Annotated in this window: 18 protein-coding genes and 2 tRNA genes; 8 read left to right on the top strand and 12 right to left on the bottom strand. The window is 71.7% G+C overall.

The genetic code is table 11. From position 1 onward, the window contains the following. Positions 1–92 precede the first annotated feature (92 nt). From ACFYW3_RS19675 to ACFYW3_RS19660, 4 genes are all read left to right on the top strand, one after another. Positions 93–254 carry a hypothetical protein gene (locus ACFYW3_RS19675; RefSeq protein ID WP_199826690.1) on the top strand — a complete coding sequence of 54 codons (162 nt, stop codon included), beginning with the start codon at positions 93–95 and terminating at the stop codon, positions 252–254. Positions 255–638: 384 nt separating this feature from the next. Then, entirely contained in the window at positions 639–1,571 is a 933-nt protein-coding gene (locus ACFYW3_RS19670; RefSeq protein WP_389386914.1) for an RNA polymerase sigma factor SigF, read from the top strand. 223 nt (positions 1,572–1,794) lie between these two features. Next, positions 1,795–2,634, top strand: coding sequence for an RNA polymerase sigma factor SigF (locus tag ACFYW3_RS19665; protein ID WP_053684131.1), 840 nt, complete (start codon positions 1,795–1,797; stop codon positions 2,632–2,634). A 57-nt stretch (positions 2,635–2,691) separates the two neighbouring features. Beyond that, positions 2,692–3,594 carry a hypothetical protein gene (locus ACFYW3_RS19660; protein WP_389386874.1) on the top strand — a complete coding sequence of 301 codons (903 nt, stop codon included), beginning with the start codon at positions 2,692–2,694 and terminating at the stop codon, positions 3,592–3,594. A gap of 63 nt (positions 3,595–3,657) precedes the next feature. Here the strand turns inward: ACFYW3_RS19660 and ACFYW3_RS19655 are convergent, their stop codons facing one another. Next, positions 3,658–3,888 (bottom strand): hypothetical protein, encoded by a 231-nt coding sequence (locus ACFYW3_RS19655; protein ID WP_351759334.1) that lies wholly within the window; start codon positions 3,886–3,888, stop codon positions 3,658–3,660. A 118-nt stretch (positions 3,889–4,006) separates the two neighbouring features. On the opposite strand from ACFYW3_RS19655, the gene ACFYW3_RS19650 reads away from it, so the two are divergent. Next, positions 4,007–4,465, top strand: coding sequence for a MarR family transcriptional regulator (locus tag ACFYW3_RS19650; RefSeq protein WP_351759332.1), 459 nt, complete (start codon positions 4,007–4,009; stop codon positions 4,463–4,465). 15 nt (positions 4,466–4,480) lie between these two features. Further along, the gene (locus ACFYW3_RS19645; protein ID WP_389386873.1) at positions 4,481–6,115 is read left to right on the top strand and encodes an MDR family MFS transporter; all 1,635 of its coding nucleotides are present in this window, start codon (positions 4,481–4,483) and stop codon (positions 6,113–6,115) included. 103 nt (positions 6,116–6,218) lie between these two features. Here ACFYW3_RS19645 and ACFYW3_RS19640 read toward each other — a convergent pair whose 3' ends face one another. The 8 genes from ACFYW3_RS19640 to ACFYW3_RS19605 form a co-directional block, all read right to left on the bottom strand. After that, entirely contained in the window at positions 6,219–8,462 is a 2,244-nt protein-coding gene (locus tag ACFYW3_RS19640; RefSeq protein ID WP_389386872.1) for an ArnT family glycosyltransferase, read from the bottom strand. After that, a complete protein-coding gene (locus ACFYW3_RS19635) occupies positions 8,459–9,733 on the bottom strand; it encodes a glycosyltransferase (RefSeq protein ID WP_351759322.1) in 1,275 nt (424 codons plus the stop codon). Before ACFYW3_RS19635 ends, ACFYW3_RS19640 begins: the two co-directional genes overlap by 4 nt. 25 nt (positions 9,734–9,758) lie before the next feature. Further along, entirely contained in the window at positions 9,759–11,297 is a 1,539-nt protein-coding gene (locus ACFYW3_RS19630; protein ID WP_389386871.1) for a sensor histidine kinase, read from the bottom strand. Further along, positions 11,297–12,064, bottom strand: a complete 768-nt coding sequence (locus ACFYW3_RS19625; RefSeq protein ID WP_351382883.1) for a response regulator transcription factor — start codon at positions 12,062–12,064, stop codon at positions 11,297–11,299. The genes ACFYW3_RS19630 and ACFYW3_RS19625 overlap by 1 nt, the downstream gene beginning before the upstream one ends. Positions 12,065–12,163: 99 nt before the next feature. Then, complete coding sequence (locus tag ACFYW3_RS19620) at positions 12,164–13,021, bottom strand: amidohydrolase family protein (protein ID WP_389386913.1); 858 nt, start codon at positions 13,019–13,021, stop codon at positions 12,164–12,166. 79 nt (positions 13,022–13,100) lie between these two features. Continuing rightward, entirely contained in the window at positions 13,101–13,442 is a 342-nt protein-coding gene (locus tag ACFYW3_RS19615; protein ID WP_351759317.1) for an antibiotic biosynthesis monooxygenase, read from the bottom strand. Positions 13,443–13,584: 142 nt separating this feature from the next. Next, complete coding sequence (locus ACFYW3_RS19610) at positions 13,585–14,466, bottom strand: DUF2797 domain-containing protein (protein ID WP_389386870.1); 882 nt, start codon at positions 14,464–14,466, stop codon at positions 13,585–13,587. Beyond that, the gene (locus ACFYW3_RS19605; protein WP_053684114.1) at positions 14,463–14,897 is read right to left on the bottom strand and encodes an Lrp/AsnC family transcriptional regulator; all 435 of its coding nucleotides are present in this window, start codon (positions 14,895–14,897) and stop codon (positions 14,463–14,465) included. The genes ACFYW3_RS19610 and ACFYW3_RS19605 overlap by 4 nt, the downstream gene beginning before the upstream one ends. Positions 14,898–15,005: 108 nt before the next feature. Here ACFYW3_RS19605 and ACFYW3_RS19600 point away from each other — a divergent pair, with 108 nt between their 5' ends. Beyond that, the gene (locus tag ACFYW3_RS19600) at positions 15,006–15,920 is read left to right on the top strand and encodes an SMP-30/gluconolactonase/LRE family protein (protein ID WP_389386869.1); all 915 of its coding nucleotides are present in this window, start codon (positions 15,006–15,008) and stop codon (positions 15,918–15,920) included. A gap of 56 nt (positions 15,921–15,976) precedes the next feature. On the opposite strand, the gene ACFYW3_RS19595 is transcribed toward ACFYW3_RS19600, so the two are convergent. From ACFYW3_RS19595 to ACFYW3_RS19585, 3 genes are all read right to left on the bottom strand, one after another. Continuing rightward, positions 15,977–16,345, bottom strand: a complete 369-nt coding sequence (locus ACFYW3_RS19595; protein ID WP_351759308.1) for a PH domain-containing protein — start codon at positions 16,343–16,345, stop codon at positions 15,977–15,979. A gap of 163 nt (positions 16,346–16,508) precedes the next feature. Continuing rightward, positions 16,509–16,581, bottom strand: a tRNA-Arg gene (locus tag ACFYW3_RS19590). Positions 16,582–16,973: 392 nt separating this feature from the next. Continuing rightward, positions 16,974–17,064, bottom strand: a tRNA-Ser gene (locus ACFYW3_RS19585). A 325-nt stretch (positions 17,065–17,389) separates the two neighbouring features. Between ACFYW3_RS19585 and ACFYW3_RS19580 the strand changes: the two genes are divergently transcribed. Continuing rightward, positions 17,390–17,824, top strand: a complete 435-nt coding sequence (locus ACFYW3_RS19580; protein ID WP_351759305.1) for an SSI family serine proteinase inhibitor — start codon at positions 17,390–17,392, stop codon at positions 17,822–17,824. Positions 17,825–17,918 lie beyond the last annotated feature (94 nt).

Raw genomic sequence — 17,918 nt, 5'->3', positions numbered from 1 at the left:
TCATTGGTCCCTAAAGGGCAGGTGAGTGTCCAAACCCGACCGGTTAGACTCACCCGACTTTGCAGGACCGGTTGGGGAGGCCGACACCGCTCGTGGACACCAAGAAGATCATCACGGGCGCGCTCGCCGTCTTCGTACTCTTCGTGATCATCACCCAGCCGATCAAAGCCGCCGATATGGTCCAAATAGGCTTCCAAGGAATCTCGGACGCCGCCCACGGGATCGGCGAGTTCATGACCGAACTGGTGACCTGAACCCGTACGCTGAAGCGGCTTCCGGACATACCGGCCCCCCACTCCGACGGGTGGGGGGTCTTTTGCGTTATCCATGTTCGAACTGAATGCCCGTATATGGGCAATTTACCCTCAACACGGAGATATGCGGTGCTTGCGCATAGTGCACATCTCTTGTGATGCTATGACCGCTTTTGACGGATAGTTGACTGAAGGGGTGGCGTGACCGTGCCGGCCAGTACTGCGCCTCAGGTGCCACCCCAGCAGGACCCCCAGGAGCCACAGCACAGCCAGAGCCTTCCGGGCCCGCACGCCGCCCCCGGCGCGCGGGACACCCCCCGCTCTCCCGGCCCGCACGGTGCCCACGGCCCGCAGGCCGCCACCCCGCCCCACCAGGACGCCCAGGTGCCCCCGCAACAGGAGTCGCCCCGGCAGGAGTCCCCGGCGGGACCCTCCCGGGAACCGTCCAGCCCCTCACCGACGCAGGCGCCCGCGACCGGCGAGGCCGCGCAGTCCCCCGCACCGCCACCCCAGGAGGCCCCGCAGGAGCCGCCCGTCGCCCCGAGACCGCCGAGCCGGGGCGCCGACACCCGGGCGCTCACCCAGGTCCTCTTCGGGCAACTGAAGGCGCTCCAGCCCGGCACCCGGGAGCACGACCGGGTGCGCGGCGCCCTCATCGAGGCCAACCTGCCGCTCGTGCGGTACGCGGCGGCCCGCTTCCGCAGCCGCAACGAGCCGATGGAGGACGTGGTCCAGGTCGGCACGATCGGCCTGATCAACGCGATCGACCGCTTCGACCCCGAACGCGGGGTCCAGTTCCCGACCTTCGCGATGCCGACCGTGGTGGGCGAGATCAAGCGGTACTTCCGCGACAACGTCCGCACCGTCCACGTCCCGCGCCGCCTCCACGAGTTGTGGGTCCAGGTCAACGCCGCCACCGAGGACCTCACCACCCAGCACGGCCGCACCCCCACCACCCCCGAGATCGCCGAACGACTGCGGATCTCCGAGGACGAGGTGCTGTCCTGCATCGAGGCCGGCCGGAGCTACCACGCAACCTCGCTGGAGGCCGCGCAGGAAGGCGACGGCATGCCCGGGCTGCTCGACCGCCTCGGCTACGAGGACCCGGAACTGGCCGGCGTCGAACACCGGGACCTCGTACGCCATCTCCTCGTACAACTGCCCGAGCGCGAACAGCGGATCCTGCTGCTGCGGTACTACAACAACCTGACGCAATCGCAGATCAGCGCTGAGCTGGGCGTATCCCAGATGCACGTGTCGCGACTCCTCGCCAGGAGCTTCGCCCGCTTGCGATCCGCAAACAGGATCGAGGCGTAACCGGATCGGGTGGAGCTTCCCCGACCCGTTTCCCGACAGACCGGGCTCATTCCGCTCTGTCGCTGGAGATACATGTCGACATGGCGCTACAGCGTGTTGCCGACATGTGACATTCTGCTGGAACCGCGTTTGCCGCAGCCCCGCCTCCGGTATTCAGGTGGAGGCTGCGTTCCTCCGACGGGCGCGCAGAAGACGCGACCGTCCGCGACCTCAAGGGGGTGGCATGTCCGTAGACCAGGGCAGCTCACAGGTACTCACGCTCGTCAAGCGTGCGGTGCCGGCAGTGTCCAACCGCTCGGAAGCCATCGACACCCGCACCCTCTCCCGCTCCCTCTTCCAGCGCCTCGCAACCCTGGACGCGGACAGCCCCGAACGTGTGTACGTACGCGACACCCTGATCGAACTGAACCTGCCCCTCGTGCGCTACGCGGCGGCCCGCTTCCGCAGCCGCAACGAGCCCATGGAGGACATCGTCCAGGTCGGCACGATCGGCCTGATCAAGGCGATCGACCGGTTCGACTGCGAACGCGGGGTCGAGTTCCCCACGTTCGCGATGCCGACCGTGGTGGGCGAGATCAAGCGGTTCTTCCGGGACACCTCCTGGTCGGTGCGCGTCCCGCGCCGCCTCCAGGAGCTGCGACTGGCCCTCACCAAGGCCAGCGACGAGCTCGCCCAGAAGCTGGACCGGTCCCCGACCGTGCCGGAACTGGCCGCCGTGCTCGGCGTCTCGGAGGAAGACGTGGTCGACGGCCTGGCCGTCGGCAACGCCTACACCGCCTCCTCGCTCGACTCGCCCTCCCCCGAGGACGAGGGCGGCGAAGGCTCGCTCGCGGACCGCCTCGGCTACGAGGACACGGCACTCGAAGGCGTCGAGTACCGCGAGTCCCTCAAGCCGCTGCTGGCCAAACTCCCGCCCCGGGAACGGCAGATCATCATGCTGCGGTTCTTCGCCAACATGACCCAGTCGCAGATCGGCGAGGAGGTCGGCATCTCCCAGATGCACGTCTCCCGACTGCTGACCCGCACGCTCGCGCAACTGCGCGTGGGCCTGATCGGCGAGTAGGGAATCAACCGGCTCCGCACCGTTCCCAATTGACGAAGCGTCAGGAAAACTGACGCGATGCGAACGGGATCACGCGCGGCGCTGGCCCTCACCCTCTGCTGCTCGACCGCCGCCGCGGCCCTCACCGGCTGCGGCGGCGCGACACGCGACGGCTACGTGGCCGTGGGCGCCGCCGCGCCCGGTCCGGAGCGGGGCGCGGGGGAGAACGTACCGCCCCGGGGACAGGTGGAGCTCCAGCGACTCGGCGCCCCGCCGGCCGCGGGCACGTCCTCCGCCTCAACCGGTACGCCGGCCGACCCGCCCGCGCCGCAGACCTCGGGCGACGTCGGGAGGGGATCGACACCCCCGCCGGGCGGCGGCTCCGCACCAACTCCGGGCGCGGGCACGGAGCCCGGGGACCCGGGCACGCCTGCGGGCTCACCTCCGGGCACGACGGAAGGTACGGGCGGCTCCGGCAGTGCGGGGACGTCCGGCGGTACGGGCGGCACCGGCGGTACGGGGACGTCCGGCGGTACGGGCGGCTCGGGCAGTGCGGGGACGTCCGGCGGTACGGGCGGCTCGGGAAGTACGGGCGGCACGGGCGGATCCGGTACGCCCAGGCCGCCGACGACCCCGCCGGGCACCCCGCCCGCCCCGACACCGACCCCGGCCACGCCGGCGAAGCTGGTCCTCGGCGCCCCGACCCGGTCGGCAGCGGCGGACCGGTGGTGCGAGAACGTCACCGTGCGCTTCACCAACACCGGCACCACGGCGGCCGGCTCCGGCACGATCACCTTCGCGACGCACATCATCGGCGCCCTCGGCGTGGACTGGGCCACCCGCACGACGACGCAGCCCCTGCCCACCCCGATCGCGGGCGGCACGACGAAGGCGCGGACCTACACGGTCTGCGTCGAATCCTGGCGCGTGCCCCTGGGCATGCACGTGGACACCCGGAACGTCACCGCCACCTGGAACTGACGAAGGAGCCGGCCTCCGCGTCACGGCGTCACGGCGTCACGCAATCACGCCGTCATCCGATCGCTACAGGACGACCCACAGGACCAGCGCGAGGACCACGAGCAGAGCCGCCCCCAGGGCGACCCACGTGCCCGTCTTCGAACCGGCCTGGCGCTCGGCCCGCCGCTGCTGTCGCGCGCCGGGGCCGGCCTGGCGGGCCGGTGCGGCCTCCTCCACGAACGCCCGGAACATCTGCGTGCTGCCCGCCGGGTCGTGGTTGCCCTCGGGGACCTGTGAGTTGTGGTTCTCAGCCATGGGTCAGGACCCTAGCGGGTTTTCCCTTTCCTTTACCGCCCCACCCTCCGAATTCATTTGCCTGTAGCAACCATCCGCTTCTATGGTTGCTCAAAGCAACAAGATGGGGGGCTGCCCGGTGACGACTTCGACCACCACCACAACCGCGACGACGAGCCCGACGACGGCTCCCGCGTACGAGGAGTTGGCCCGCCGGCTCACCGACATCGGCGCGGTCAAGCGCGACCTCGCCCGCACCCTGCCCCCACACTGCCCGCCCGGCTCGGCCGCCGTGCTCACCGTGCTCGACCGGCACGGCGAGATGCGGCTGGGCCGGCTCTCCGAACTCATGGCCATCGACATCTCGGTGACCAGCCGGCACGTGACCCACGTCGCCGAACGCGGCTGGATCGAGCGCGAGCCCGACCCCGTCGACGGCCGCTGCCGGATCCTGCGGCTCACCCCGACCGGCCGCGCACTCCTGACCGACCTCGGAGTCCGGTACACGCGGGCGCTGGAACGCGCCCTGGCCGACTGGTCCGCCGAGGACGTGGACGCACTCAACACCCTGCTCGCCCGACTCCGATCGAGCTTCTAGACCCCAAGGAAACGCATGGCTACGACCACACCCGACGGTGTGCGGGAAAACGGCCGGCCGGAGATCACGTCCGACGGCGCACCCATGACGCACCCGCAGATCATGAAGGCCCTGTCCGGGCTGATGCTCGGCATGTTCGTGGCGATCCTGTCGTCCACGATCGTCTCCAACGCCCTGCCCCAGATCATCAGTGATCTCGGCGGCACCCAGTCCTCCTACACCTGGGTCGTCACCGCCGCCCTGCTGTCGATGACGGCCGCGACCCCGCTCTGGGGCAAGCTGTCCGACCTCTTCAGCAAGAAGCTGCTGGTCCAGATATCCCTGGTGATCTACGTCCTCGGCTCCGTGGTCGCCGGCCTGTCCCAGAACACCGGCATGCTCATCGCGTGCCGCGTGGTCCAGGGCATCGGCGTCGGCGGCCTGTCCGCCCTCGCGCAGATCGTGATGGCCGCGATGATCTCCCCGCGCGAGCGCGGCCGTTACAGCGGCTACCTCGGTGCGGTGTTCGCCGTCGCCACCGTCGGCGGCCCGCTGCTCGGCGGCGTCATCACCGACACCGACTGGCTCGGCTGGCGCTGGTGCTTCTACGTCGGCGTACCCTTCGCGATCATCGCGCTGATCGTGCTCCAGAAGACGCTGAAGCTCCCCGTGGTCCGGCGCGACGTCAAGGTCGACTGGCTGGGCGCCTTCCTGATCAGCGGCGCCGTGTCGCTGCTCCTGATCTGGGTCACCCAGGCCGGCGACTCGTACGACTGGGTCTCCTGGACCAGCCTGGCGATGACCGCCGGATCAGTGGCCCTCGGCGCGCTCTTCGTCCTCGTCGAGTCCCGCGCGAGCGACCCGATCATCCCGCTGCGGCTGTTCCGCAACAAGACCATCACCCTGGCCTCGGCGGCCTCCCTGTTCGTCGGCATCGCGATGTTCTCGGGCACGGTCTTTTTCAGCCAGTTCTTCCAGTTGGCCCGCGGCGAGTCCCCCACGATGTCCGGAATCCTCACGATTCCGATGATCGGCGGGCTCTTCGTCTCCTCCACTCTTTCCGGTGCGGTGATCACCAAGACCGGCAAGTGGAAGGCCTGGCTCGTCGCCGGCGGAGTGCTGCTGACCGCCGGACTCGGACTGCTGGGCACCCTGCGGTACGACACCCCGTACTGGCACATCGCGGTGTACATGGCGCTGACCGGACTCGGTCTCGGCATGATGATGCAGAACCTGGTCCTCGCCACCCAGAACCAGGTGGCCCCCGAGGACCTGGGCTCGGCCAGCTCCGTCGTCACCTTCTTCCGCTCGCTCGGCGGCGCCGTGGGCGTCTCGGCGCTCGGCGCGGTCATGGCCAACCGGGTCACCCACTACGTCCAGGACGGGCTGACCGCCCTCGGGCCGAAGGCCGCCGCGATGGGCCACGGGGGCACCGCCGGTGGTGGGATCCCCGACCTCGACAAGCTGCCGGCGCCGTTCCGCACGGTGATCGAGTCCGCCTACGGGCACGGCGTCGGTGACGTCTTCCTGTACGCCGCCCCGTTCGCCCTGCTCTCCCTGCTCCTGGTGCTGTTCATCAAGGAGGTCGCCCTGAAGTCGAAGCCGGCCGCCCACGCGCCGATGGCCGCGAGCGCCCCGCAGGCCCCCGCAACCGAGTCGATCAAGGCCTGACCCGCCCGGTCCCCCACATACGCGGAGCTCCGGCAGGGCTGTTGCCCTGCCGGAGCTCCGCGCGTTCCGGGGTCGGTCCGCGGCCGTCCCCGCGATGGTCGGATCAGGAGGTGCCGGTGGCACCGGAAGCGGGAGCGGTCAGGTCGTAGAAGGTGGCGCCGCCGACCGTTTCGGCCTTGAAGTTGGCCTTCACCCAGGTCTCGATGGCGCTGCTCGCGCCACCGCCGGGACCGCCGCCCATCCGGGTCGTGCCCCGCTCCTGGCCGGTGCCGCCGCCCTCGGTGCCGGCCTGACCCGCGCCGGCCTGACCTGCGCCGGCCTGACCGCCCTGGCCGATGAACCAGTGGATCTTCCCGGCCTTCACGTACGCCTTGAACCGCTCCAGGGTCGGGGAGGGGTCGCTCCCGTTGAAGCCGCCGATCGGCATCACGGGCACGCCCGAGGCGAGCTGGTAACTCGCCGCGTTCTGGGAGCCGATGGCGGCCGCCGCCCAGGTGTACCGCGAGGCGTCGGCGCGCAGGGCGGCCGTCGCCTCTGCGCTCGCCCGGGTGCCGTTGAGCAGTCCGCCGGTGCCGCCGGGACCGCCGCCGCCCGGGCCGTTCCCGAACCGCTCGCCGCCTCCGGGCGCCTGTCCGCCGGGGCCACCCTGACCACCGGGACCTCCCTGGCCTCCGGGTGCCTGGCCGCCGCCGGGCACGGTCCGACCGGGACCGCCCTGGGTACCGCCCTGCGCACCACCCGGGAGCCCGCCCTGGGGAGCCCCGCCCTGGCCGCCCTGGCCGAACGCGCCGCCGCCCGGGCCGTAGAAGGCCCGCATGCCCGGACCCCCACCCGGCCCCCGACCGCCCGCGACCGCCGGACCGGCGGTGACGATCGAGCCCGTGTGCGGGGTGTTCACCGTCGTCAGGCAGTACGCGAGGGGCCCGGCCAGCGCGGCCGCGAGGCCCACCCCGGCCACCGCGAGGAGGACCGGGCGGCCCAGCCGCGCCGCGAACGGCAGGAGCACCGCCGCTCCGAGGCCGGCGACCAGTACCGTCCAGCGCAGCCAGGGCAGGTACCCGTCGGCTCGGCCCAGCAGGACGAAGGCCCACCACGCGGTGAGCGCGAGGGTCCCGGCGAGGGTGAGGGAGGCCGCGCGGCTGCCCCGCTCCTCCCACAGGACGGCCACGCCCATGCCGACCAGCGCGGCCACGAAGGGAGCCAGGGCGACGGTGTAGTACTCGTGGAAGATGCCCTGCATGTAGCTGAAGACCACGGCGGTGATCAGCAGCGATCCTCCCCAGGCCAGGAACGCCGCGCGGGCCATGCCCTCCAGCGAGTCGGTGGCCCGGCGGGCGCGCCAGGTGATCACCAGGCCGGCCACGAGCAGCACCAGGGCGGCCGGCAGCAGCCAGGAGATCTGTCCGCCGATGTTGCCCGCGAAGAGCCGGTCGACACCGGTCTCGCCCCAGCCGCCGCCCCCGCCCCCGCCGGGGCGACCGCCGCCGCCGACGCTGCCGGTCTCGTTGCCGCTGATCCGGCCGAGGCCGTTGTAGCCCAGGGTCAGTTCCAGGAAGGAGTTGTTCTGCGAGCCGCCGATGTACGGGCGGGAGCCGGCCGGCCACAGCTCGACGATGGCCACCCACCAGCCGCCGGCCAGCACCATCGCCAGCCCCGAGAGCAGCAGTTGTCCGAGCCGCCTGCGCAGCCCGGTCGGCGCGCAGACCGCGTACAGCAGGGCGAGCGGCGGCAGGATGACGAAGGCCTGGAGGGTCTTCGTCAGGAACGCGAACCCGACCGCGACACCCGCCCAGACGAGCCACTTCGTGTGCGCGCCGTCGAGGGCCCGCAGGACGCAGTACACCGTGACCGTCAGGAGCAGGGTCAGCAGCGCGTCCGGGTTGTTGAAGCGGAACATGAGCGCGGCCACCGGGGTCAACGCGAACGCGGCCCCGCCGATCAGGGCCGCGGCGGGCCCGAACTGGCGGCGTACGGAGGCGTACAGGACGGCGGTGGTACCCACACCCATCAGGGCCTGGGGAACGAGGATCTGCCAGGCCCCGAGCCCGAACAGCCGGACGGACAGCGCCATCGGCCACAGGGCGGCCGGGGGCTTGTCGACGGTGATGGAGTTCCCCGCGTCCGAGGACCCGAAGAAGAAGGCCTTCCAGCTCTCCGAGCCCGCCTGGACGGCGGCGGAGTAGAAGGAGTTCGCGTAGCCGGAGGCGCCCAGGTTCCACACCAGCAGCAGGCCGGTGGCGAGCAGCAGGGCGACGTACGCGGGGCGTTCCCAGCGGGGCCTGCCGATCGCGGCGTCCACCGCGGCGGGTGGGGAGGAGGGGAAGAGGGGGACTGCTGCCGTGGTCATCGGTTGTCGTCCTTCGCGGGAGTGCCGCGCCGCTCGGGGAAGACCCAGGCGCGGAAGAGCAGGAAGCGCAGCACGGTGGCGGCGAGGTTGGCCGTGATCAGGACGGCGAGTTCGGTGCCGTGGGCCGGCTCGGTGGTGGCCGCGCCGAGCGCGGCCAGGGAGCCGCTGGTCAGCGCCAGGCCGATGCCGAACACGACCAGGCCCTGGGCCTGGTGGCGCATGGCCCGGGCGCGGCCGCGCACCCCGAAGGTGAGCCGGCGGTTCGCGGCGGTGTTGGCCACGGCCGACAGCAGCAGCGCGGCGGCGTTGGCGGCCTGCGGCCCGACCGAGGAGCGGAAGGCGGAGTACAGCAGCAGGTAGAGCAGCGTGCTCAGCAGCCCGACGGCGCAGAATCCGAGGAGTTGCCGGGCCAGCCCGCGCGGTACCTCGGGCAGGGCGGTCCGGTCGCGCGGATCGTCTCCGAAGGGGCGGGCGAGCCGGTCCAGCGGCAGCGCCCCGATGGCCAGCGCGCGACCCACCCGCCACATGCCCCGGAGGTCCTCGGCGGCCGTGCGGGCGATGTGGACGGTGGTGTCGGGGTCGTCGACCCAGTCCACCGGCACCTCGTGGATCCGCAGTCCGGCCCGCTCGGCGAGGACGAGCAGCTCGGTGTCGAAGAACCAGCCGGTGTCCTCCACCAGCGGCAGCAGCCGTTCCGCGACCTCCCGCCGGATGGCCTTGAACCCGCACTGGGCGTCGCTGAAGCGGGCGGAGAGGGAGGAGCGGAGCAGCAGGTTGTAGGCGCGGGAGACGAACTCGCGCTTCGCGCCGCGCACCACGCGCGCGGAGCGGGCGAGGCGGGTGCCGATGGCGAGGTCGGAGTGGCCCGAGATCAGCGGGGCGACCAGCGGCAGCAGCGCGTTGAGGTCGGTGGACAGGTCCACGTCCATGTACGCGAGCACGGGTGCCTCGGAGTGGGACCACACGGTGCGCAGGGCGCGGCCCCGGCCCTTCTCCTCCAGCCGGGTGCTGCGTACGCCCTCGACGGCGGCGGCGAGGCCGGCCGCGACCTCGGGGGTGCGGTCGGTGCTCGCGTTGTCGGCGATGGTGATCCGGAAGGGGTACGGGAAGGTGCGGGTGAGGTGCTCGTGGAGCCGGCGCACACACGGTCCGAGGTCCTTCTCCTCGTTGAACACCGGGATCACCACGTCGAGTACGGGCACACCGGGCACGGGCGCCAGGGGCGCACGGGCCGGGAGGGCTCCGGGGCCGGGAGAGGTGTCGGTTGGCATGTACCGACAGTCGCCGGTGGGGCTGTCACCGGTGTGTGGTGAGCCTGTGCCCCGTCTGTGAGTCCGTGGCGGTCGCGAGAGGCAGCCGTACCTCGAAGCTGGTGCGACCCGGCCGGCTGTGTACGTCGACCTGTCCCCCGTGGGCCGAGACCACGGCCTGGACGATGGCGAGTCCGAGACCGGTGGAGCCCGCCGACCTGGAGCGGGAGGCGTCGCCGCGGGCGAACCGCTCGAAGACGTGGGGGAGGAGTTCGGAGGGGATGCCTGGCCCGTCGTCCTCGATCAGCAGCCGGACGGCGGATGTTTCACGTGAAACATGGGCGGTGACGGTGGTGCCGGGTGGGGTGTGGGTGCGGGCGTTGGCGAGGAGGTTGACCAGGACCTGCTGGATGCGGGCCGGGTCGGCGCGGATCGGCGCGGGCTCGTCGGGGAGGTTCAACCTCCAGTGGTGCGCGGGGCCGGCGGCCCGGGCGTCACTGACGGCGTCCACGACGAGCGGGGCCAGGTCGGTGTCGGTGTCTCCGGTGGGCAGTGGGCGACCGGCGTCCAACCGGGCCAGGAGCAGCAGGTCTTCGACGAGGCCGGTCATCCGGGTGGCCTCGGACTCGATCCGGCCCAGCGCGTGCCGGGTGTCGGGGCCGGGCTGCTCGTGGCCGCGCCGGGTCAGCTCGGCGTAGCCGCGGATGGAGGCCAGCGGGGTGCGCAGCTCGTGGCTGGCGTCGGCGACGAACTGGCGGACCCGCATCTCGCTCTGCTGTCGGGCGGTGAGGGCCGAGGAGACGTGGCCCAGCATGCGGTTGAGGGCCGCGCCGACCTGCCCCACCTCGGTGCGGGGGTCGGCCTCCGCGTCGGGGACGCGTTCGTGCAGGGCGGGCTCGCCGCTGTGCAGGGGGAGTTCGGAGACCCGGGTGGCGGTGGCGGCGACCCGGTGCAGGGGGCGCAGGGCGACGCCGACGAGTGCCTGACCCGCGAGGGAGGCGGCGATCAGCCCGGCCAGGGTGACGAAGACCTCCACCGCGACCAGGGTGTGGACGGTGGAGTCCACGTCGCTGAGCGGGAAGCCGAGCACGAGGCTGCCGTCGGGGGAGGTCAGCACCCGGTAGCCGCCGAGCTGCGGCAACTCCACGTCGGTCGGGTCGGACCCGCCCGGGGCGGACGCGTGGGCGACCTGCTCCAGCGCCGCCGTCTGGCCGTCGGTGAGCGGCTGGCGGTGGTCGAGGTCGGGACCGCCCACGGCCGCGCTGCGGGCGGTGCCGATGACCTTCCCGTCGGAGTCGAGCCGGATCCCGGCGGCGCCGAGGGGGCTGCCGGGGGCCAGGACGAATCCCAGGCTGTTCTCGCGGGCGGCCTTGCCGGCGCCGGGCCCGCGGAGCGCCATGTCGAGGGAGACCCGCAGCTGGTCGTCGAGCTTGTCGACCAGGTTCTCGCGCAGCGCGAGCGTGGTGACGGTGCCGATGGCCGCGCCGACGACGGCGATGAGCGCCACCGCCGACAGGACGAGTCGGGTCCGCAGCGACCAGGGCCGGCGGAGCCGGCCGCCTCGTCGCAGTCGACGTACGGGCACTACTCGGCCGGCTTGATCAGGTAGCCGGCGCCGCGGCGGGTGTGGATCATCGGGGGCCATCCGGGACCGCTCTCCAGCTTCCGTCGCAGGTAGGAGATGTACAGCTCGACGACGTTGGCCTGGCCGCCGAAGTCGTAGGACCACACCCGGTCCAGGATCTGCGCCTTGCTGAGGACGCGGCGCGGGTTGCGCATCAGGTAGCGCAGCAGCTCGAACTCGGTGGCGGTCAGATGGACCTCCCGGCCGTCCCGGGTGACCTCGTGGCTGTCCTCGTCGAGCCGCAGGTCGCCGACGACCAGAACGGATCCACCGCGCGCGGCCTGCGCCGCGCCGGAGCGGCGGACCAGGCCGCGCAGCCGGGCCACGACCTCCTCCAGGCTGAACGGCTTGGTGACGTAGTCGTCGCCGCCCGCCGTCAGGCCCGCGATCCGGTCCTCGACGGAGTCCTTGGCGGTCAGGAACAGCACCGGGACCTGGGGGAGCTCCCGGCGGAGCCGGCCGAGCACGGCCAGGCCGTCCATGTCCGGGAGCATGATGTCGAGCAGCACCACGTCGGGGCGGAACTCCCGGGCCGCGCGGACCGCGCCGGCGCCGTCCCCCGCGCTGCGGACCTCGCAGCCCTCGTAGCGCAGGGCCATGGACAGCAGCTCGGAGAGCGCGGCCTCGTCGTCGACCACGAGCACCCGGCAGGGGCCGCCATCGGGCCGGACGAGGGCCGTGTGAGTGCCGGTGGACGTGGACGCGTGTGAGGTGGTCGTCGCAGTCATGGGTACACGCTGACCGTTGCCTCTGAGAGCGTTCTTGCGCCAACCTGTGAATTTCCTGAGAAACGCCGGAGGCCCGCGCGGGGCGGTTCCGGCGGGTGCTCAGGGCAGCCGGAACAGCCGGGCTCCGTTGTCGTGGCAGACCGCGCGCAGCCAGTCGTCCCCGAGGCCGAGGCGCTCCAGGGCCGCGAGCTGGTGTTCGTAGGGGTAGGGGATGTTCGGGAAGTCGGTGCCCAGCAGGATCCGGTCGCCGAGGTCGACCAGCCTGCCCAGGTCCCCGGCCGGGAAGCCGCTGAACTGCTCGGAGAAGTCGGTGAAGGCCATGGTGGTGTCCAGCCGGACCTCGCCGTACCGCTCGGCCAGGTCGAGGAAGTCGGCGTACTCGGGCATCCCCATGTGCGCGACCACCAGGGGCAGCCGGGGGTGGCGGGCCAGCAGCCGGGCGACGGGTTCGGGCCCGGTGTGCTTGCCGGGCACGGGCCCCGAGCCGCAGTGGATCACGATGGGGATCCCGGCCTCCGCCAGCAGTCCCCAGACCGCATCGAGCCGGTCGTCGTTCGGGTCGTACCCGCCGACCTGGAGGTGCGCCTTGAAGACCCTCGCCCCGGCCTCGACGGCCCGGGCGGTGTACGCCGCCGCCCCGTCCTCCGGGAAGAAGGTCGCGGTGTGCAGGCAGTCGGGGGTCCGCGCGGCGAAATCGGCGGCCCAGGCGTTCAGCCAGGCCGCCATCGCCGGCTTGTGCGGGTAGAGCATGGCGGTGAAGGCGCGCACCCCGAACCGTCGGAGCAGCGCGACCCGCTGCTCCTCCTCGTGCCGGTAGGTGATCGGCCACTCGACGCCGGTCAGCGGTCCGACCGCGTCGAAGTAGTCCCACACCTTGTCCAGGACCCGCTCGGGCATGAAGTGGGTGTGCACGTCGACCAGCCCGGGCAGCCCGAGCCGCTCCCGGAAGACGCGCACCGCCCGCGCCGTCGACTCGTGCGCCGCTTCCCCGGTGGCCCGCTCGGTACTCGGGTCGATGGCCGGGTCGGGGCTCGGCTCAGTGTTCGGCGCGGACAAATCCGTGGCTCCGTTCGACGGTCGCGACGTGCAGGGTGTAGCTCTCGTACCAGTCCTCGCGGCCCCGCCGCATGGCCGCCTGGTGCTCCCGGTCCTCGCGCCAGGCGGTCAGCGACTCCTGGTCGCGGAAGTAGGCGACGGTGATGCCGAGACCGCCCGGGGTGCGCGCGGACTCGTGGCCGAGGAGGCCGGGGTTGGCCCCGACGAGCTCGCTCATCCGGGCGCCCGTCTCCGGGTGGCCGCTCTCGTCGGCGGTGCGGACATCGGTGAAGACGGCCATCAGGTACGGCGGTTCGAACGCCGGTACGGGCTGGATGCTCATGCCCTCCACCCTCTGCGGCGGGCCCCCGGGATGTCCACAGGAAAGCCGCCCACGAGGCCAAAGGGATCCAAGACTTGACCATGGACGGCCGGTGCGGCCTTCACGACGGGCGACTCGGCCGTGGGCGGCTCGCTCGCGCCCGTCAGAACAGCCCGTCCTGCCCGACCTCCGGGGCCGGCGGCGCGACCACGGCCGTCGGCACCTGCGCGCCGCCGTCCTCCCGCGGTGCGACCAGCTCCCAGCCGGCGAGCAGTCGTGTGTCCACCACCAGTCCGTCGGCGAAGTGCAGATCCGGTCCGGCCGCGCCCACGAGGGTCCCCGTCACCGTCCCGTCGGGCACCATCTCGGTGACCACCCGTGCGGGTTCGGGCAGCGCGTCGAGGCCGAACGGGACGGCGTGATCGACGACTTCGCAGCCCAGCCGCTCCAGCGACTCCGGCCATCCCGGCAGGGCCGCGGCCCGGGCGTGCAGCTCGGCCACCTCCCCGGCCCGCTCCGCGCGCGGCGGCAGGTGGGCCCGTACGGCGCGCTTGCGGGCGTAAGCGATCCGATCGGGCACCCCGAGTGCGGCCCGCAGCAGTTCCTCGGTGCGCCGGGTCGCCATCAGCGGCCCCCGTCCAAGCCAGGCCCAGGTCACCGCCCCCTGCTCCAGCAACCGGGTCGGGCCGCGTTCCTCGGCGGTGATGCCGACCTTGAGCAGGCCGGGCCCGAACCACGCCAGGTACACCCGGTACGTGCGCGGATCGGCGACGTTGGTGTCGGCGGCCACCGAGAAGGACCGGTCCAGCCGGGCGCACTCGGGACACTGGGAGTTCCCCGCCCGGCCCGGCACCGGCCGGCCGGTCGGGCACGGGGTTCGCCGGCCGGCCCGCCACACGCCCAGGCAGTGCCGCTCGCCCCGGGCGGCGAAGGCCAGCCGGTGGCCGTACCCGAGCACGCTGCCGCGCTCCCCGCGCCGGGGCCCGTACCAGCCGATGGACGGGCCGCCGTCCTTCCAGCGGATGCCGGTACACCACCAGGTCACAGCGGGAGCGGCCGTTCGAAGAAGGTGTCCAGGACGACAGTGGCCTGCGTTCCGCTGACCCCGTCGATGGCGTAGAGGCGGCGCAGTACGTCCTGCAGTTGCACGGTGGTCGCGGAGCGGACCTTGACCAGCACCGACGCGCTGCCGGCGATGACGTGCGCCTCCTGGATCTCCGGGATCGCGGCGAAGGCCTCCGCCGAGTCCCCCATCCAGGCGTTGGAGTCGACCATCACGTAGGCCAGGACCCCGCTGCCCACCGCGGCCGGGTCCACGTCGACCGTGGTCCGCCGGATCACCCCGCGCTCGCGCAGTTTCCGTACGCGCTCGTGCGTGGCGCCGGCCGAGAGGCCGACGGCCGCGCCGAGGGCCGCGTAGGACTGGCCCGCGTCCTGCTGGAGGCGCAGGACGAGCGCCCGATCGATGTCGTCCACGCGATCTTCCTCTCATGTGCCCGTCGGGCCTTGCGAAGACGGTACCTGATCCTGCAATCTCACCATCACACCGAACATCCTTCGGCCAAGCGTGGATCAGGGGAAACCATGTCAGGCATCGCAGACCACGACCTGTACGAGATTCTGGACGATCGTTTCCGCACGGGCCGCTGCGCCAACGGCGACATGCGCCTGGAGCGCCTGTACGACGACTGCCGCTGGGCGGAAGGACCGCTCTACCTGCCCGCCTGGCGGCAACTCGTGTGGAGCGACATCCCCAACGACCGCATGCTGCGCTGGGACGAGGCGACCGGCGCCGTCTCCGTCTTCCGCTCCCCGGCCGGCCACTCCAACGGCAACACCCTCGACCGCGAGGGCCGCCTGATCACCTGCGAGCAGGGCAACCGCCGCGTCACCCGCACCGAACCGGACGGCAGGCTCACGGTCCTGGCGGACCACTGGGACGGCAAGCGGCTCAACAGCCCCAACGACGCGGTCGTGCGCTCGGACGGCTCCGTCTGGTTCTCCGACCCGGACTTCGGCATCACCAACGACTACGAGGGCCACCGCGCCCCGAGCGAGATCGGCGCCTGCAACCTCTACCGCGCCGACCCCTCGACGGGCGAGGTCCGGCTGGTCGCGGACGGCTTCCTGGGCCCGAACGGCCTCGCCTTCTCCCCGGACGAGAGCGAGCTGTACGCCGCCGACACCCGCGCGGGACACATCCGCGCCTTCAAGGTCACCGACGACGGGACCCTGACCCACGACCGGGTGTTCGCCCTCTGCCCCTCCGTGGACAACATCCGCTTCGACGACCAGGGCCGACTGTGGGCCGCGGCCATGGCGGACGGCGTGCGCTGCCACGCGCCGGACGGCACCCTGATCGGCCGGCTCCGCGTACCGGAGCCGGTCTCGAACATCACCTTCGGCGGCCCGAAGAACAACCGCCTCTTCATCACCGCCACCACCTCGCTGTACTCCCTGGTGATGTCGGTGACCGGCCTCCCCCGCGTGGCCCGCTGAGCCCTGCCGCACACCGGACCGCACGGGACGGACGCACCCGGTCCACGACCACCGGCCTATCGGGCGACGAACTGCGTGAGGATCGCCTGCACCTCGTAGATGTCGACGCCCTTGGTGAAGGTCTTCTCCACCGCGGGCGTCGGGCTGCCCGATATCCAGATCTTCAGCTCGGCATCGAGATCGAAGTGACCGGCGGTCTCCACCGAGAAGTGCGTGATGCTGCGGTAGGGGATGGAGTGGTACTCCACCTTCTTGCCGGTGAGGCCCTGCTTGTCGACGAGCACCAGCCGCCGGTCGGTGAACAGGATGGTGTCGCGGATCAGGAGATACGCCGCGTGCACCTGCTCCCCGTGCCCCAGCAGTCGCTCGTAGTCCCGCTGCGCCGACACCGGATCGACGGTGTGCGCGTTCCCGAACAGACCCATGGAACTTCCCTTCGAAGACTCAACGACCCTCGAAAGGCTAGCCGGCCCCTCCCCGCAGGACGTCGTCCACCAGACCGACCCCCACCCGGAGATCCCCCGGAGACACCGGACCGGAAAACGCGAGAGGCCCTCAGGATTTCTCCTGAGGGCCTCTGGCCTGCTGTGCACTCGGCAGGATTCGAACCTGCAACCTTCTGATCCGTAGTCAGATGCTCTATCCGTTAAGCTACGAGTGCTTGGGCTTCCCGGGGTTTTGCGCCCCGTTGGCCTTGCGAGAACAACAATACATGGACCTCGGCGGGACGCGAAATCCATTGACCTCACCCCCGCTGACCTGCGAAAACGCCTCAGAAGAAGATCATCTGGGTGGGTCCGGGAAGTGAGCCCGGCCGGCTTCCCCAGGGGTCCGCGAGGGCTCGCGGTGTGATCACCAGGGCAGAACCCCACCCGACCGCTCGGCCGCGTCCGAGGACCGGGCAGCGGCCGGAAGTCGTCGAAGAGTCGCCCTGAAAGCGGTCACCCGAAGCCGGGCAAGAAGAGACGTTCACGAGAACGGTCACGAGGGCCGAACGAGGCTGCCCGAACGCACCGAAGCCCCGGTCCTGAGGACCGGGGCTTCGGTGAGGTGCGGAGGCGGAGGGATTTGAACCCTCGATGGGGGGTAAGCCCCAAACCGCATTAGCAGTGCGGCGCCATAGACCGGACTAGGCGACGCCTCCAGCACACCCTCGCGTACGAAGGTGCGTGCAGATGATGACACAGGCTCGGGGCCGGTCACCAATCCGCTCCCACGGTACAAGGAACGACAGGTCCAGGGCAAAGGCTTAGGACCCCGCGCGCGGCCCCGGTGCGGGCGGGCCCGCCAACGGCCGTACCGAGGGATGTGGCGACGGTGTACCGGCGGGTGTTCCCCGGGAATCGGGCAGGCGTCCCGAGGCGGCGGCGCGCCGGGGACGCACACACGCACGTCGTGCCGCGTGCGCAACGTCGGGGCCGGCAGGTCGTTGGTGAGGCGTACGACGTACGGACGACCTGGAGTGCCACATGCTGCGTCTCGCCGCCTTCGCCGTCACCTCCGCCCTGGCCGCAGCGGCCGCCGGACCGCTGCCACCGCTGCCCCTGAACCTGCTGTCGCCGTCGGCGTCGGCTCCCGACCGGTTGACGGTCGCCGTGTCCAACACCGGCAACCCGCTCGCCGACGGCGACTACTCCCTCGAGTGCGAGCCGGTCGGCGGCAACCACCCCCGGGCCCAGGACGCCTGCGCCCGGCTCGACGCCTTCGCGAAGAACGGCGAGAACCCCTTCGCCCCCGTCTCGAAGCGGCAGTTCTGCACCATGGTCGACGGCGGGCCCGCCACCGCCCGGATCACGGGAACGTGGGACGGCAGGAAGGTCGACGCGACGTTCCGGCGAACGAACGGATGCGACATCGCCCGGTGGAACAACATGGAACCTGTGCTTCCGAGTGGGCGTTCCTGACCTGGGAGGATGCGAAGGATGGGCGGAATACACCGCACATCCGCCGCCCCGCCGAGGGCCCGTGCCCTTAGACTCCTCCCGTGACATGCCGGTA

The sequence above is a fragment of the Streptomyces sp. NPDC002602 genome, assembly GCF_042889445.1.
GTDB lineage: Bacteria > Actinomycetota > Actinomycetes > Streptomycetales > Streptomycetaceae > Streptomyces.
Note: the sequence above shows the minus strand (reverse complement) of the source record. Positions and strands in the feature narration are given on the sequence as shown.